This window comes from Methanobrevibacter smithii ATCC 35061 (assembly GCF_000016525.1).
In the GTDB taxonomy this organism is placed as follows: Archaea; Methanobacteriota; Methanobacteria; order Methanobacteriales; family Methanobacteriaceae; genus Methanocatella; species Methanocatella smithii.
On the sequence record NC_009515.1, the window covers coordinates 934,395 to 951,585 of the forward strand.

Here is a 17,191-nt window from a genome sequence, read left to right on the forward strand (position 1 = left end):
ATATATTTAAAAATCAGATATATTAAAGTTTAATTTACCGGAAATAACCGCCCTAGCTATTGAAAAGCCAAAAACTCCTGTTTTAAGCATTTTTTCAATTTTTTGTTCGCTATCTATAGAATTATTTCCAATAACTTTAATATTGGTGTTAGAACAGATTTTCGCCAACAAATCATAGTCGGCATCAAAAATTCCAACTTTCATTGCATCAATATGCAGATAGTCAGCCCCTGTGTTTTCAATTAATTTAGCTATTTTTAAAGTGTCAATACCATCAACATTAGCTCGAATTTTAACTGAAACTTCACAAGAAGCATTGTCAACAACATCCCCAATATACTCAGCCAAATCATCTCTTTTCAACATATTTTGACCACAGCCAATAGCCAAAATTTCATCCTGACGACAATGACAATTAATTTCAACAATATCCAAATTGTCTATGTTACTTACTTCAATAATAGGCCTAGGAGTAGTTGATCTAACATTAGCTGAAACTTTAACATTCGGATGTTGTTTTTTAATCAGATTAACTTCTTTTTCAATATGGTTAACAATTTCATCTTGAGGAAAATGAAATTCATTTCTTCCCCTTTTAATTATTTTTTCACTAGCTTCTATTGTTTTAGCATCTAAACTGTAACCACCTAATGTAGCTGTGTCAAATCCAAATGGAATAACCTTATTTAAAAATTCAGCATCAGTTATTCCAGCCATTGGAGCTATGACTTTAATTTAGAAGCCCCCTTAATATTCTTTTTCAATAACCCATGTCCACATTCCATTATCATGATCACGGATTTCTTCAAGTCCCAAATCAGCCATATATGCAGCATCTTCCATATTGCGGCCAACACCAATACCTGCTTTAAGACCAATTCCAATTTCATCATTGATTTCAACTAAAATATCTTCAATTTCCTTTTCAGACAATCCATTACATGGAGCCATGAAGTTATCTCCACCAATGAAGAACAGTAATGCTCCTTTTTTAATTAATTTAGTCATTAAATAATGCTGTGCTTTATTAACCATGAAATTAGTGTCAAATGCAGATTCAATATCAGTCAATGTTTCTGTAACACTATTAATATCAATATGTGCTGCCTGAACCAAATTATTTTCATCTGCTGGAGCTAAACTATCAATAGCTAAAATTTCTTTTCTTTTTGAAGATTGAGCTCCACCTTCTTTTTGTAAAGCAATAGTAGCTAATTTTTGAGCTTCATGAGGAGTTTCAGCCGCCCCAACACCCATACTAATAGTAATTGGATATCTATTTCTAATAGATCTTTGAATCCTCAAGTGGTCTTCCTCATCAATACCGTTTGTAACAGCAAGTAAATTATCAAATCTAGTAAAGAAAACTAATCCTTTCTTATTTGCAAATTGCCTTTCTAAATCTGCATATAATTCTGCCTGTAAAATTTGTAAATCTGATTCATTACGTGGTCTTGGAGTTACAGTCCATGGACCATAATTATCAATTTGTATTAAAGTCATTTGTATCATTTAAGCCACCATTTTCCCTAAGAAATATCATTTAAGATTATTTTAGCTAATTTTTTCTTATCATCTAAATTTTTCATAATTGTATTTGTAACAATTACTTCACTAACAATTTTTTCTAAATCATCCTTTAAATTATTATCTTTTTTGTCAATAACAATCGTATCTAAAAAACTTTCATATAAAGAAGCAACACCTAATGATGAAACTTCAATTCCAAGTGCATCCATAAATTTACTGGCCGGACCACTTACTGAATCAGTACCAATAATTGGAGAAACTGCTATTACATGAGTATTTTCCAAAGCTTCTTTAACTCCATCTAAAGACAATATTGGAGATATTGAAGTTATCGGATTAGATGGTCCAATAATAACTGCATCAGAATTATTAATAGCATCAATAATCCCTTCCGCAGGAGTCACTTTGGAAAATTTGACATCCAAAACTTCAGGATTGCACTGATGTTTTATTAAAAAGTCATGAAATTCCAATTCACCGATGTCTGTAATGATTTTAATATCTGAATTTTCATTACTCATAGGTAAAATTTTGGAAGGGATATGCATATTATTTGCCTGAATATCAACAGCTTCAGCAAGTGAATGATTTTCCATCAATAGAGTCTTTTGTATTTTAGTAGCTCTATCAATATCTCCTATCCTAAGCAACTCCGGAGTGCCTAATTCTTCAAGCCTTTCATGAGTGATAAATGTATCATCTTTAACACCATACCAAAATTCTTCATTAATCATATCAGCCATAGTGTACAATACCGTGTCAATGTCTGCTGACACATAAACACCTGAAAAATATTCATTTTCTAAAGTATTGACAACAATAGTAATATCTTTAGGATCAATAACTTCTTTTAAACCTTGTAATAATTTTGGAGTTCCAGTTCCCCCAGACAGTACAGTAATCATATTAATTTAATCTCCAGACTAATTTCTAAATACGTCAAATTCTTTTGGTCTAAGTAATGGATTAATTCCGGTTTTCGTATCTCTTAATTTATCAAAATTATCAAATCCTCGGATAATAACCACAGGAAGACCTTCATCAGCCTGACCCATAACAAGAGAAGCTGCGGCTGCCAATTCATCACCTGTAGCTACTTCACTAGTTTGAAGCTCACGACCATACAAATCTTTTTCGCCGGCCCTTTTCCATAACGGATTGATTCCAGAACATCCAATAGCTACACCAACAGCACCATTTCTAAAAGCTCTGCCCTGAGTATCAGTAATTAAAACTGCCACTTCCTCATCAAATTCATTTTCTAAAAATTCCCTTATTTGTTTTGCAGACCTGTCAGCATCTTCAGGCATAGGAGTAGCCAATCCTTCATCAACATTGGATTCGTCAATACCTGAATTTGCACAAACAAAACCCTGTTTAGTTTCAGTAATGATAAAATCAGGACCGACAGCAACTACTTCTCTAGATTCATTTATAATAGCTTCAACCAATTTAGAATCTTTTTTGGACTGTTTAGCAATGATAATGGATTCTTCAGATGGAATTATGTCCCCCAATTTGATAACATTACCTTCTGCTTTTGAAATTAATGTTTCAGCTATTAAAATAATATCCCCATGTTTTAATAAACAACCTTGTTTTTCAATTGCATCTTTAATTATTTGACAAACATCGTCATTAGGTTCAACTAATGGAATATTGTCTAAACCAATTAATTCTATTGACATATTAATCATCTTTTAAAAAAAAATAAAAAAAATTAAGGATTGAAATTACCTATATTCCATTCCCCATCAAAAACAGCCGCACCAGCAGTTACTGCTTTTTTGTAATTGGCAAAAATACCTCCATCAAAAATAAATTTTGCAGCATCATCAGCTGTTTTTGCATCAAAATCTACAGGGTCGTAGAATTGACTTCCATATGTGGAAATAAATACGGCTTCGCCGTATGGGATTTTGTCAACCAATAATTTTTCATCATTAGCTATCCCCACATAGCAAACATAATCATCCTTTTTATTTGTAGATGTAACAACTCCTGCAATACGTGGAGTATGATAATCATCTTTTTCATAATCCAAAGTAAGCAATGAATAAGCTATTGCATCTTTAATATTCATCCCCAAAGCTATTTTATCAGCTATTACATCTGTATGTGAACCATTAGACACAATAGCCATATCTTTTACAATACGTATACAATTATATGTAATGTAAGTATTTTCAAAAATATCTTTTTCGAAACCTTCTTTCGGCACAATAGATGCCCTATTATCAAATTTTAAGCATTGCCTATTAGGAAATGATCTGCTAGACACCCTATATGCCACAAAAGGTTTACCTTCACAATTCATACCAATTGATAAAATTCTTCCCGTATACATTTTTCAACCTCTTTAAGTAGTATTTGGACTTCTGACAGCTTCTTCAGGAGACACACCTGCAGGAGTAGTTATAATAATCTCTCCAGGTTTTATTTGTATTTGCCCCTCATCGATAACATTAGCTTTAACAGCAATAGCATTATTCGATATTAAATTAGACATGTCTTTACCATCAACAACTACTTTATGCAAATTAGCTACAGGCATAATATAATACTCCGCATCACCAGAAACATCAGTCACATTCGGTTTACCAGTTCCAGAGTCAGTAGAAGATGCATCATCAGCAGACATATCTGTTGCTGAGAAATTACTAGTCACAACCAAAAAAATCATAATCGTAAATAAAATATCTATAAGTGGGACTAAGTTAATAGCAGGTTTCCTATTAAGAACCTTCTCTTTATATGATTTAACATCAATTGTCATAAAATCACTTATTGTCTTAATTTACTTTCAATTATTTCAGCATTAACATTACACTTTTCCAATATAATATTTGAAATACTTTTATCTAACATACTAGGTTTAAATGAAACCTTGATATTCGCATAAGGATCAGAAATTAGTCTAGTGTTAACAACACCTTCAGCTTCTTGAAGAGCTTCCAGGGCACATTCAACATTAGCTTCAACTCTTACTTTAACTACTGCATAACCCCAGTTGGTCATTTTAGTAGCCAATTCAATTTTATCCATTTCATTTTCAACTAAACCTTGAATATAGGTATGAAGAGGTAATAATACAATAGCTACAAATAAACCTGCAATAGTTGTTGTTAATGCCACATAAATACCCTCAGCCATAGCAGAAGGATTAGGAGTAACACCTAATGCTTTAAAGGTCATCCAGATACCAATTACAGTACCAATCAAACCTAAAAATGGAGCTAATTCAATAATAGTTTTAATTGAATTTAATCCTTTAGTCATTTTACTTACTTCAACAATGAAAATTTGTTCCATACTTTCTTCAACTTCGGTTTTATTTTTATAACCAATTTTTAAAGTTTCAGAAATGATTTTAGAAATAGGATTTTTAAAAGAATTAATTTGTTTTAATGCTTCAACTGCCCCTCCCCTTTCCATAGAAGAAGAAACAATACCTAAAATTTCAGTTGTATCCACCTTACTAATTTTCTTAAGATACACAATTTTTCTTAATGAAACAAGAAGACCATAAATACCAATGAAAAGAATTATATATGTAATAATTCCTCCCTGTGTAAATATCTCCATGAGATTTTCGAAAAATTGAGTCAGATATTCAACTATCATTTTTATCCTCAATATAATATTTTATAAAAATAATTTATTTAACCATATACTTAATAGTTTTTAAAAAAAATAGCTATTGAGAATTTTTCATTTTCTCAACAGTTGCCCATGATTTCCTTACAAAATCAGGCATTTCATCATATGTAAAATTAGTTAAAAATTTTTTAGTGATTGGGTCGGAAGGATAACCTGAACCAATTCCACCCATTTTAATATAATCTTTGTTAATTTCAGCTATATGTGCATCCCTTTCCTGTTTGGCTATAATAGATGCTGCACTAACTTCAATATAATTATCATCTGCTTTATGTTCAGCTACAACATTTACTCCAGTGTCATTTGCAAGTTTGTTTTGAAAACGTTCTGCCTTAATATCAACTGCATCAACAATAGCCTTTTCAGGATTTAAATTAGAAAGAATTTTCTCCATTCCAATTCTTTCAATTTCATTAAGGTTGATTCCGTCTGCTCTCATATTATCAATATCCTGAGCAGAAATTACTACCAAATCATATTCAAACATTTTTTTTAATTTACGGGACAGAATTGTTCTTCTATTAGGAGTCAAACGCTTAGAGTCTTTTACACCCATTCTTTCTAAAACAATATCCATTTTCTCAGGAACAATAACCCCTGCAATAACCAATGGTCCTAAAACAGATCCCCGACCTGCTTCATCAATTCCCAATACATCCATAAAAATCAGCGCAAAAAAAGTTAAAAAAGAAATAATTGAAAAAATTATTTCATAGCTCTAAGACGAACTTCAGGTTCTAATGCAAGAGGTTCTGCAGCTACAATAGCAGTACCTTTTGCTACAACAGTCATAGGATCATCAGAAACTTCAATAGGAATAGATATTTCATCGAAAACCCTTTCTTTTAATCCACGGAGTCTTGAACTTCCTCCAACTGCCACTGCATTATTATAAACACCCATCATCAATTCAGGAGATAATCTTTCTAAAATAACATTTAAACCATCTACAATTTCTTGCATAAATGGTTCTACAGCATCAGCAACTAACATTGAGTCGATGACAACTTTTTTAGGCCTGTTGGTTTCTAATGATTTACCAATAACTTCAACACTTAAGTTTTCAAGTTGTTCGCTACAGTGAATCATACCAACTTCTATTTTTGCAGATTCTGCATCATGAATACCAATAGCTACATTATATTTTTCTGCAACCAATTCAACTATTCTGTTATCAATGTCATCTCCACCGCATCTAACTGTTTCAATATCGTTAATACCACCAAGGGAAATGATAACAATATCTGTTGATCCTGCACCAATATCAATAACCATAGTTCCGTTTGGTTCAGCAATAGGTAAACCTGCACCAATAGCTGCTGCCAATCCTTCACTAATTACAAGAATGTTTTCTGCTCCAGCTTTCCTACCAATCTCTTCAGCTGCATTTTTTTCTACTTCAGAGGAATCTCCAGGAATACCAATAACGATTCTTCCAACACTTTCCCCCTCTTCTATACCAATTTGCATAGCTTTAATAAGTAAAGCTTGTGCTTGAGCTACGTTTTCAATGACTCCTTTTTTCAAAGGTCTTACAGCAAGAATATCTTCAGGAGTTCTACCAAGCATTTTTTTAGCTTCTTCCCCAACTGCTAAAACTTCAGACGGATCATCTTTTTTAACAGCAACAACTGATGGAATTTGATATAAATCAAATTTATCTCCAGATGGTTTTGCAATTACAGTGTTTAAAGTTCCTAAATCTATTCCCAAGCTGTTACTAATGATTCTAGTATCATTAACTTGTGATTCCTCTTCTTCATTTCCAAAAATATTCATGACTAATCCTCCGTTACAATATCTTTAAAATCAATGACAAATATCCTATTAGATGTAGCTATACTCTGGACTTTTTCAATATCCTCATCTTTTTCAACTGAAATCAGAATTGTTGATAATACAACATCGCTTATATTATATAATGGCTTTAAAGCAGATTTAATAAAATTTGGTAGTTTAACATTAGAATTTATATCAACATCAATAAAACCTGTAGTTTGAGATTCCTGTAAAATTGCAAATGAAACTTTAGATTTCTCAAGAACATAAACAAGATTTTTAATCATGTCCTCCGGAGCAACTAAAACCATTAAATTAGGTTCTTCAGTTAAATAATGGCGAGTTATTTGTATAAAAGCCCCACCTCTCTGATTACAAAGTCTTTTAAATTGATTAATTTTCCTTGAATTACCATATAACATGATAAAATCAAATTTTTTATTCAATCGTTTATCCTTTAATATAACATGCTCCCTAAATAGAATTTTTACAGAATGCTTAGAAGCAATTGCTTTATAGGCTATGTCATCTATTAAATTAACATTTCCTGCAGCTATACACCAAACTTTTTCATCTTGGTTTTCATTATCCGGTGTTAACCGTGCAGCTTGTCTAAGTGCTTGTATATCCTCTATCATTTAACTACTCGCATTATATTAATATTTTACTTCAACTTAAAATAAATTACAACAAAGTAATTGAATTTATTAAAGTTTAACAATTAATAATTACCCATTATTATTATATATATTTTATCTTTAAAAATATAACTTTAACCATAACAATTAGCATAAAGCATAACAATAATTAAAATCAAAAATTAATTCAAGAAATAAATAAATTTTCAAAACTCATATAAATTAGTTTATTTTACTAAAAATACCATTATTCAATCATTAAATAAGGACACAAGAAAAAATAATGAGTAAAACAAGAAAAAATTAATAACAAATGAGTTAAAAAGTATTTAATGGAGTTTTACATGAAATTAGAAAGTACAAAGATTCAAAGTTTTTTTGCAATATCTGATGGAATATCACTGATGAACATGCTATGTGGATTTATCTCAATTCTTCTTGCGATAAATCATAATTTTGAATTATCAGCAATTCTGATGATAATAGCTATCATGTTTGACTCTGTAGATGGATGGGTAGCTAGGAAAATTAATAGAAATGATAAATTAAAATTTGGGCAAAATATAGACTCCCTTTCAGACGCCATATCCTTCGGTGCGGCACCTGCAGTATTCCTCTATACTATCAGTAGTACAATACCTCATAATCTTTCAATACTTCCGGCAATCATTAGTTTATTAATTGTAGCTTGTGGTGTCTTAAGATTAACCAGATACAATGCAATAGCAGATTACATCCAAACACATGACTTTATAGGATTTCCAATTCCAGGAATAGCTATTATATTAGCTACATTCTATTTAAGCGGATTGTTCAATATTTATATTGCTTTAATATTAATGACAATAGTGTCTTTATTGATGATTAGCAATGTTACATACCCAAAATTTGACAATTTAATTATAATCGGAATTTCTGTAGTGCTAATAGTGTTAATTATACTTCCAATAAGTCTAACACTCTTCGGCATAAACATACCTGCATTGATACTATTGATATTTTCCTTATATTACCTGTTAATTAATTTAATTAAAATCAATTAAATTACCCATCTACTTTTTTAAACTAAAAGTAGGGGTATAAATCAATGATTGACCAAAAACCAAGAGATCCATTATATCCTCAAGGATTTGAGGATATAGATAACCTTAAAAACCGTCAAATACCACGACCAAAACCTAAAGAAAACGAAGATAATGATTTAAAAATATTAAAATCATTCAATCAGAAATTAGGAAAATATATTGGTCCGAAACCAAAAAATATAATTGAAAATGAAGAAAAGAAAAAAATAGGTATGATAATTACAACTTTAATTATCCTAACTTTAGTAATATCCACATATTATTTCTTAATTTATGAACCGTCACAGGAAGAGCTAAATTTAGCAAAAACAACCAAACTTAATGAACTCCACAGTCTTTATACAGGTGCACTAACAAGCTCCAGCGAAGCTATGATATTAGAAAATGAAATCAACAATGCCAGAAGCAAAAATGAAGTGGAATCAATAAATATACTGTCACCCGCAACTAAAGCCTGGAAATCATTTCATAAAAAGTCCATAAATGCAAATTTAGACCCGTACAACAGAACCATGGCAACATATACTGACAACAATACCAAAAATGCAATAATGCCTGCAAGTGAAGCTTTAACAATTGTTGATGAAAACAATGCAGAAGTTCTCTCCAAAATTAAATTTGAAAAACCGAATACAGTGTCAGTGCCTATTTTAGTTTCAAGACTGCAGGCAGGAGCCGGACTTGTAAATGTAGGAAGTGTTGTTGATATCTACACCAGCTCAAATTATACGGAAAATGGAACACCAAACAATCAAACAAATCCAGATATAAAGGGATGTACTGTAGTTTCCATAATGAGATGTGAAGAAAACGGAGAAATTGACAGTGAATACTCAAAAGCAAATACAGTTGTTCATGGAAACAACACAAATCCAAATGAAAATACACAAACCTTCAAATCCAATGTTTTAGAACTTTTAAAAGGTTCAATAATAAACGGATACAATGAAAAACAGACAGCCGAATTATTGCAGAATTACGGTATAAAATTATCCAATTATGAAAGGCAAATTAATCTTGGAGATTTAGATGCACAGTATATGTTACTTGTTGAAACCCCTCAGGATAAGGTTAATTTCTTATTGGACAATATGGATCAAATCATATTAACAATTCCAACAACAAATGCACCTTCATGGATGGTTAATGAAATAAATTCAACTTACAACAAATAGGTAAAATATTTTAAACTAAAAAATAAAAAGTTGATAACATGGACAAACCAAAAATTACAACCATAGTTGTTATAATTTGTATAATCATATTAGGATTATATGCAGCAGGAGAAGTTAATTATTACTCATCAAAAATAGCTATTGAGAAAAATATTGATTCTCCTGTTGTAAATATACCAACCATTGGAATTGAAGAGAAGATAAATAATGTATCTCTTTCACAAGGTGTTATGCATGATGCAAAATCATTTACACCGACAAATGGAGATGTTATACTGTCAGGACACAGAACTCTTCAGGGATCACCATTTTTAAGACTTAATGAGTTGAATAATGGAGATGTAATTACTTTAGAATGGCCGGGAATCGGGGAAGTAAACTATACTGTCATAAACAAGACTATAGTCGAACCAACTGCCCGCATCAATACTCAAAGTAATGGAACACACATATATCTAATTACCTGTGACCCAATCGGATCTACAGCACATAGATTAATTATTGAAGGGGAGTTAAGTGATGTTGGTCCAATAAATGATAAAATAATTCAAAATAACCCACATGAATCATATGCATTAATAATAACTACTGCATTTTTAGTTATAGGGTTAATATTCAGTTATTTCTATCCTAAGGACAATAGAATTTACATATTAGCTATAGTGCTGATTATATCAGCAATATTATTCTATTTCTACCTTTTCCCAATAGATTCTAATATAATTTATGAAAAGATATTATGGTTAAACGGAGGAATGTAAAGTATGGATGTAGATGAAAAATACTTTTCAAATATAACCTCAAGAGAAAGAGCAATATTTGAAGGTGCAATAAGTATGGGAGCACTATTTCACCAATTTGTTGGAACTCCCGTAAATAAAAGTTCTAAAAAAAGCTTAGAAACAAGTATGGAAGAATCATTAAAATTACAGCCAGCTATTGAAGATGTTGATGTTAAAATCAGATTTGATAAACTAGAAGAATCAATGAGCGACTTTGATTACACTTCTTTAACTGGAGATATGCTTGATGTTAAAATATATACAAAAGTAAAGGATGTTCAGGCTACAATAAGAATAGAATTTATTGAAGAGTTAAATTATCCTTTAATGTATGTAGAAGACATCAATTAAATTATTGCAGGTGTTGTTATACAAACAACACCCATAAACTATTTTTTAATCAACCAACTCAAAATTAATTAACTGATTGGTTTCCAAATCCTCATCATGTATATTAACAGATGTTTGAGGACCATCATATGTTTTATAATACAATATTCCCTTATCTGTATTGTAACAGTCTGAATAAATAGTATACTCAAATTTATCAGGTTCTTCCACTAACGTACATCCTTTTTGCTGTTCAACAGATGCCAGAATATGGAAAAACTGAGACACACTTTCTTTTTCAGAATCTCCGGAAACGGAATTTTCTTTAACAAAAGCTGCTTTTACAAAACGGGACTGTGAAGAAACATCCCCCGGAAGACCAATTGAACCCATTCCCCGACTATAAGTTGCCAAATCCAAATTGCCTCCAAAGGTATTTTCAGGCGTTCTGTTTGATAATGCCATATAATTATTTAAATTAAATAGCTGTTTATCAAAAGGAGGGTTGTTTGTTAAAACTCCTACAGGATTATCATAAATATCCAGTCCTTCCTCTACAACCTCTACAACAATTGAAGCATTCCTATCTGAAATAATCCAATGAAGTGGAGATGGAGGCAACTGGGCGGAAAATTTCTCATCTGAAATATTTAAGTTTTCCAATAACCTTTCGGCATCACTGATGGTTTTTGCTTGAGATAATATATATGGAATAATCTCAAAAGAAGCTATGTTAACTTTAGATTTATCTAGTGGTTTGTAGTCACAGTAATCCGGAAAGTTTAATCCCCCCATAGCTAATCCTTTCTCATTACATGCATCATAATACAAAGGATATTCATCAATACCTGCAGCTATGCCAATAATCCCATAATGATTTTCAATGTCCTCAGTATCCCTGAATATTAAAGGATAGTTTCTAGGAGTTATCGTTACTCTTTCATTATATGAAATTTCATAGTCAAAATTACGGCCAAAATAATGGCATTTTGTTAAATAATTTGCAGCAGTACACATAATTACCAAACCTCCGTTGATAATTAATTATGTATAATCCATATTTATACTTAATTATATATTCTAAAAAAAAGAGCAGAAACAAAAAAATTAATAAATTTCTGTTAAATCATCCAATAAATCAGTCAAATGCTGTTTAGTGATATGATTCATTAAAACTACACGAATAGCTATAGGACATTTAGCTACTGAAACTCTCCATCCCAAATCTTCCAGTTTATCAGCCAAATCATGAGCTTCCATATCCGGATGATTAAATGCTACAATGTTCAATTCAGGTTCTACAACAACATCATAACCTATTTTTTCCAGACCTTCTTTAAAATAATGAGTATTATCCATCAAGTTTCCTGCAAGCTTTTCATAGCCTTCGTTTCCAAGATATTTCATGATTGCATAAGTAGCTGCAGAAGCTGCTCCTGAACGAGTTCCAACAATTGTAGATTGTGTTTTAACAGTCAGATATGGAGAATCAACAGCCATCACTTCCAGATACTCTTTTTTTCTAAACAGAATTCCTCCGGCAGGAATTGGTGCCAAACCCATTTTATGAGGATCAACAGTAATTGAACATACCCCCGGTAATGAAAAATCAAAAGGCGGAAATTCATAACCAATTTTTCTTAAAAATGGTATTGAAAAACCTCCAAATGCCGCGTCAACATGGAAGTAAATATTATTTTCATAAGCTATTTCAGACAATTCTTCAATAGGATCAACCAAACCCAATTCAGTAGTTCCTGCAATAGCTACAATAGCCACAGTATTATCGGAAATATTTTCTTTAACTGAATCAACATCGATTTTGTAATTTTCATCCAGTTTAGCTTCAATAATTTTTAAATTCATCATATCTGCAGCTTTTTTAAATGAGAAATGAGCAGAATCCGGAATTATGATTTCTCCTTCTTTAATTCCCTTATATTTTCGGGCATGATTTCTTGCTGCCCTCATCGCCATGATATTAGCTTCAGTACCACCAGTTACAATATTTCCATAAGGTTCACTAATCGATAATAATTCACCAATAGATTTTATAACTTCATTTTCAATATATTTTGTTCCTTTAAAAAGACCAGGATCTCCCAAATTAGAATCTAAAAATTTACAATAAACTTCTTTAGCAAATGGATGTGCTTCTGTACACATAGAACCTAATATTCTACCATCACTATATTTATGGTCTTTTGATTGGATTTCATTTAATTCTTTAAGTATGTCTTTTTTAGATATTGGTTTATCTTCCATAGTACAACCTTATAAGGTGATATTTAAAAAAAATAAAAAAGAAAATAAAATTTATTCTTGAGATTTGCGAGCAGCATCAAGAATAATTTTTTTCTCAGCTCTAGCTACAGTTTTTCTAACTTCAGCTACAGCATCAGCATTTGAGGATACACTGGTAATTCCAAATCCTACAAGTTTTTCAACAATGTGAGGTACACTACCTGCTTGACCACAAATACTGCAAGTAACTCCAGCTTCAACACATTTTTTAATTGTTCTTTCAATTAATTTCATTACAGCAGGGTGTTCTTCAGTATAATGTTTTGCAACAAATTCGTTGTTTCTGTCTACTGCAAGAGTATATTGTGTTAAATCATTAGTTCCTAAACTTACGAAATCAACACCAATTTCAAGATAATCTTCAATAGTTAAAGCAGCTGCAGGTATTTCTACCATCATACCAAAGTCAATGTCTTTATGAGGGATTAAACCTACACTAGCACAAAGTTCTTTTGCTTGTTTAAGTTCAGCAGGACTTTGTGATAATGGAATCATGATTCCTAAGTTGGTGTAACCTTTATCATAAAGTTTTTTAATAGCTTTGAATTCACATTTAAGAATTTCAGGTTGGTCAAGTTCCCTTCTGATTCCTCTCCAACCTAACATTGGATTGTGTTCTTCAGGTTCGTTTTCTCCACCTTCCAAAGTGATGAATTCGTCAGTTGGCGCATCTAAAGTTCTGTACCATACAGGTTTTGGATAAAATGCGTCTGCCACAATCATTACATTTTCTGCAATGGTGTCGATTAATTCATCTTCCCTTCCATCAGCAATGAATTTTCCAGGGTGAATACCTGCAGTCAACATCAAATGTTCAGTTCTGAGCAATCCAACTCCATCTGCACCAGTAGCTGCTGCTCTTTGGGCTGCTTCAGGCATACTTACATTAGCTTTTACTTCAGTAACAGTTATGATTGGAGCTGCTTCAACATTAGATGTAGCTGTTTGAACTGCTTCCTCTTTGTTTTCATGAATTCCTTCATAAACCAAACCTTTTTTACCATCTAAAGTAACTCCAACATTCTCTTTTAATGTAGTTGTAGCTGAACCAGTTCCTACAACACAAGGAATTCCAAGTTCACGGGAAATGATAGATGCATGACAAGTTACTCCCCCTTCATCAGTAATGATTCCGCTAGCTCTTCTCATAGCTGGAACCATATCAGGAGTAGTCATAGTTGTAACCATAATGTCTCCATCTTTAATTTTATCCAATTCATCAATGTCTAAAATGATTTTGACTTTACCTGAAGCAGTACCTGGACTTGCTCCAAGACCTTTAACAATGACATTTTTATCACTGATAGAAGAGTCTTCACCAGCTACGCCATTGTCATCACCTAATGTAGTAATTGGCCTTGCCTGTAATAAGAATAAATTGCCTCTTTCAAAAGCCCATTCAGTATCCATTGGTTCGCCATAATGAGCTTGAATCCTTTTACCCATTTCAGTTAACTCAACAAGCTCTTCATCAGATAAAACTCTTTCGTTTCTTTTATCTTCAGGAACATCTACTCTTACACTGGTTCCGTCTTCGTCTTTTACATACATTAATTTTTTATCACTTATAGTGACACTTACAACTTCATCATTGCTTTTGTCTACAACATAATTATCAGGAGTCACGTCACCTGACACAACAGCTTCACCAAGACCCCATGATCCTTCAATTAAAGCTATTTCTTCACCGGTAGATGGGTTTACAGTAAACATTACACCTGCCTTATCTGCAATAGCCATTTTTTGAACAACAACAGCAATGTATACTTTTGAGTGATCAAAACCGTTTTCTTCCCTGTAAAAAATAGCTCTTGCTTCAAATAAAGATGCCCAACATTTTCTTATGTAATCAATTACATCTTCACTACCTGAAACATGTAAAAAAGTGTCTTGCTGACCTGCAAATGAAGCATCAGGTAAATCTTCTGCAGTAGCTGAAGAACGAATAGCTACATCAGTATCATCTTCATCAACTCTTTGGCAAAGTTGATTATAAGCTTCAATAATTAAAGTGGACATGTCTTCTGGAACTGGAGTTCCAATAATGATGGATTTAATTTCTTCAGCAGCAGCTTGAAGTTCTTTAGTATTGTTGATATCTGTTTTAGCAAGAATATCCAATACCTTACCATTAATTCCAGCATCTTCCATGAATTTTCCGTAAGTTTCGGCAGTTACTACAAAACCAGGCGGAACAGGAATGCCTGCTTGAGTCAATTCTCCTAAGTTAGCTCCTTTTCCCCCTGCAATTCCAATATCAGATTTGCCTAAATCCTCAAATTTTACAACATACATGAATTATAACCTCTTTGGTTTAAAATGAATTAATATTAATACTTGACAGCATGTTCTCAATAAATAAAAAACATCGCCAATATTATATTTAATGTATAAATTTTAACACTTAAATATTTAATCAAAAGAAGCTGTAAAAAAAGTGATTGAAAAAAATTTAAAAAAAAAATAGTAAGTAAAAATTAGTTAAATTTATAAAACTAATTCTTCGCCTTTGTCAACAACAATTCTACAGGAAACTGGTAATTTCATCCCTGCTCTTTTTAATGCTAATTTAGCATCTTCAAAGTTTTTCTTGTTGGTGTCAATGGTAATAATCCTTTGACCTGCTTTAACAATAGCTTCAACACTGATTGGTTTACCAAATGCGTTTCTCATACCACTTTGAACCCTATCTGCTCCTGCACCGGTAGCCATAGGATTTTCCCTTACAATTTGGTGAGGGTAAGTTCTTAATTTTAAGTGGTAACCTAATCTTCCAGCTTTTCTTTGCATAAGCCTGTTAGATGCAATCCTTGCTGCTTCTAAAGAGTTATGTCTAATTTGAGCAGGTTTTTTTACAGCTAAACTTACTGAAACTGGAAACTCGTCAGTTAAATTACCCATATCATATTGAACAATTCTTGAATTTGGGGTTTTTCTAATATAATCTCTTCTTGTATAAGCACGAACCATTATAATTCCTCCGAAAATAATCCAAACATCTAATTATATATGTTTGATTAAAAAATAGCTATCTATAATAAAATTATAGTGTATCTCTAAATAGCTATGTAAAAATTATATATAATCAATATATAGAATACTTAACTATTTAAACTTAGTTATTAATAAATGTTGTCCTATTTGAAAAATTAAAAAAATTATTTATTTAAAATAAATTTTGTTCTTTCCAATAATTTTTCAACAAAAGGAGTTGCCGGATGATTTAACACCTCATTTGGAGTATCAAACTGATGAACAATCCCATTTTGCATAACCAATACTTTATCAGCAAGATACAATGCTTCCCTAATATCATGAGTAACAAACATTACAGTAATTTTTGTTTTTTCATGGATTTCTTTCATTTCTTTTTGCAGCTGAGTTCTTGTTATCTCATCAACGGCACTGAAAGGCTCATCCATCAATAAAATCGCAGGTGACGCAGCAAGTGCTCTTGCAATACCTACTCTTTGCTGTTGACCTCCGGAAAGTTCATGAGGATACCTGTTTAAAATAGAAGAATCCAACCCAACAATATCCAGCCACTTATCAATAGCCTCATCAGTTTTTTCACTGTCATTTTCATGGATCAAATTAGGAACATAAGCTATATTTTCCCGAACATTCAAATGAGGAAACAACATTGTTCCCTGAATTGCATATCCGATTCTTCGCCTTAATTCAACAATATCAGATTCAGAAACATCCTTCCCATTTACAATGACACTACCTCTATCAGGAGTGATTAATCCATTAATCATTTTTAAAATAGTGGTTTTTCCACATCCTGAACCGCCAATCATCGTGACAAAATCCCCTTTTTCAACACTTAAATTGAAATTATCTATTGAAAAATCACTATCAGAATAATGTTTACTTATATCTTTAAATTCAATGATTGAACTCAT

The 17,191-nt window shown here is 31.8% G+C and carries 19 protein-coding genes; 4 read left to right on the forward strand and 15 right to left on the reverse strand.

Features of this window, described 5'->3' with window-relative positions:
- Nucleotides 1-6 precede the first annotated feature (6 nt).
- The 10 genes from MSM_RS04895 to MSM_RS04940 all read right to left on the reverse strand — a co-directional run bounded on the left by MSM_RS04895 (nt 7) and on the right by MSM_RS04940 (nt 7,607).
- Nucleotides 7-717 (reverse strand): tRNA-dihydrouridine synthase, encoded by a 711-nt coding sequence (locus tag MSM_RS04895; RefSeq protein WP_004032963.1) that lies wholly within the window; start codon nt 715-717, stop codon nt 7-9.
- 30 nt (nt 718-747) lie between these two features.
- The gene (locus tag MSM_RS04900) at nt 748-1,512 is read right to left on the reverse strand and encodes a GTP cyclohydrolase III (protein ID WP_004032962.1); all 765 of its coding nucleotides are present in this window, start codon (nt 1,510-1,512) and stop codon (nt 748-750) included.
- 17 nt (nt 1,513-1,529) lie between these two features.
- Entirely contained in the window at nt 1,530-2,435 is a 906-nt protein-coding gene (cofD, locus tag MSM_RS04905; protein ID WP_011954211.1) for a 2-phospho-L-lactate transferase, read from the reverse strand.
- 18 nt (nt 2,436-2,453) lie between these two features.
- The gene (locus tag MSM_RS04910) at nt 2,454-3,227 is read right to left on the reverse strand and encodes a coenzyme F420-0:L-glutamate ligase (protein WP_004032960.1); all 774 of its coding nucleotides are present in this window, start codon (nt 3,225-3,227) and stop codon (nt 2,454-2,456) included.
- A gap of 23 nt (nt 3,228-3,250) precedes the next feature.
- Nucleotides 3,251-3,877, reverse strand: coding sequence for an IMP cyclohydrolase (locus MSM_RS04915; protein WP_004032959.1), 627 nt, complete (start codon nt 3,875-3,877; stop codon nt 3,251-3,253).
- A gap of 12 nt (nt 3,878-3,889) precedes the next feature.
- Nucleotides 3,890-4,306, reverse strand: coding sequence for an ExbD/TolR family protein (locus MSM_RS04920; protein ID WP_004032958.1), 417 nt, complete (start codon nt 4,304-4,306; stop codon nt 3,890-3,892).
- An 8-nt stretch (nt 4,307-4,314) separates the two neighbouring features.
- A complete protein-coding gene (locus tag MSM_RS04925) occupies nt 4,315-5,154 on the reverse strand; it encodes a MotA/TolQ/ExbB proton channel family protein (RefSeq protein ID WP_004032957.1) in 840 nt (279 codons plus the stop codon).
- Nucleotides 5,155-5,227: 73 nt separating this feature from the next.
- On the reverse strand, nt 5,228-5,851 hold the full coding sequence (rnhB, locus tag MSM_RS04930) for a ribonuclease HII (protein ID WP_004032956.1): 624 nt from the start codon (nt 5,849-5,851) through the stop codon (nt 5,228-5,230).
- Between the two features lie 44 nt (nt 5,852-5,895).
- Nucleotides 5,896-6,969 (reverse strand): rod shape-determining protein, encoded by a 1,074-nt coding sequence (locus MSM_RS04935; protein ID WP_004032955.1) that lies wholly within the window; start codon nt 6,967-6,969, stop codon nt 5,896-5,898.
- A 2-nt stretch (nt 6,970-6,971) separates the two neighbouring features.
- A complete protein-coding gene (locus MSM_RS04940; protein ID WP_004032954.1) occupies nt 6,972-7,607 on the reverse strand; it encodes a hypothetical protein in 636 nt (211 codons plus the stop codon).
- Nucleotides 7,608-7,951: 344 nt separating this feature from the next.
- On the opposite strand from MSM_RS04940, the gene MSM_RS04945 reads away from it, so the two are divergent.
- The 4 genes from MSM_RS04945 to MSM_RS04960 are packed head-to-tail and all read left to right on the forward strand — an operon-like array spanning nt 7,952 to nt 11,000.
- Nucleotides 7,952-8,650 (forward strand): archaetidylserine synthase, encoded by a 699-nt coding sequence (locus MSM_RS04945; protein ID WP_022531757.1) that lies wholly within the window; start codon nt 7,952-7,954, stop codon nt 8,648-8,650.
- Nucleotides 8,651-8,694: 44 nt separating this feature from the next.
- Entirely contained in the window at nt 8,695-9,867 is a 1,173-nt protein-coding gene (locus tag MSM_RS04950; RefSeq protein WP_011954212.1) for a hypothetical protein, read from the forward strand.
- Nucleotides 9,868-9,905: 38 nt separating this feature from the next.
- Nucleotides 9,906-10,628: a class E sortase gene (locus MSM_RS04955; protein WP_011954213.1), complete on the forward strand. Its 723-nt coding sequence runs from the start codon at nt 9,906-9,908 to the stop codon at nt 10,626-10,628.
- Between the two features lie 3 nt (nt 10,629-10,631).
- Nucleotides 10,632-11,000: a dihydroneopterin aldolase family protein gene (locus MSM_RS04960; protein WP_004035755.1), complete on the forward strand. Its 369-nt coding sequence runs from the start codon at nt 10,632-10,634 to the stop codon at nt 10,998-11,000.
- A gap of 45 nt (nt 11,001-11,045) precedes the next feature.
- Here the strand turns inward: MSM_RS04960 and bsh are convergent, their stop codons facing one another.
- The 5 genes from bsh to MSM_RS04985 all read right to left on the reverse strand — a co-directional run bounded on the left by bsh (nt 11,046) and on the right by MSM_RS04985 (nt 17,191).
- The gene (gene bsh, locus MSM_RS04965; RefSeq protein WP_004035757.1) at nt 11,046-11,996 is read right to left on the reverse strand and encodes a choloylglycine hydrolase; all 951 of its coding nucleotides are present in this window, start codon (nt 11,994-11,996) and stop codon (nt 11,046-11,048) included.
- 90 nt (nt 11,997-12,086) lie between these two features.
- Nucleotides 12,087-13,244: a tyrosine decarboxylase MfnA gene (gene mfnA, locus MSM_RS04970; protein WP_011954214.1), complete on the reverse strand. Its 1,158-nt coding sequence runs from the start codon at nt 13,242-13,244 to the stop codon at nt 12,087-12,089.
- A 51-nt stretch (nt 13,245-13,295) separates the two neighbouring features.
- Entirely contained in the window at nt 13,296-15,578 is a 2,283-nt protein-coding gene (gene ppsA / locus MSM_RS04975) for a phosphoenolpyruvate synthase (protein WP_011954215.1), read from the reverse strand.
- A 192-nt stretch (nt 15,579-15,770) separates the two neighbouring features.
- Nucleotides 15,771-16,253: a 50S ribosomal protein L16 gene (gene rplJ, locus MSM_RS04980; protein WP_004032946.1), complete on the reverse strand. Its 483-nt coding sequence runs from the start codon at nt 16,251-16,253 to the stop codon at nt 15,771-15,773.
- A 188-nt stretch (nt 16,254-16,441) separates the two neighbouring features.
- Entirely contained in the window at nt 16,442-17,191 is a 750-nt protein-coding gene (locus MSM_RS04985; RefSeq protein ID WP_011954216.1) for an ATP-binding cassette domain-containing protein, read from the reverse strand.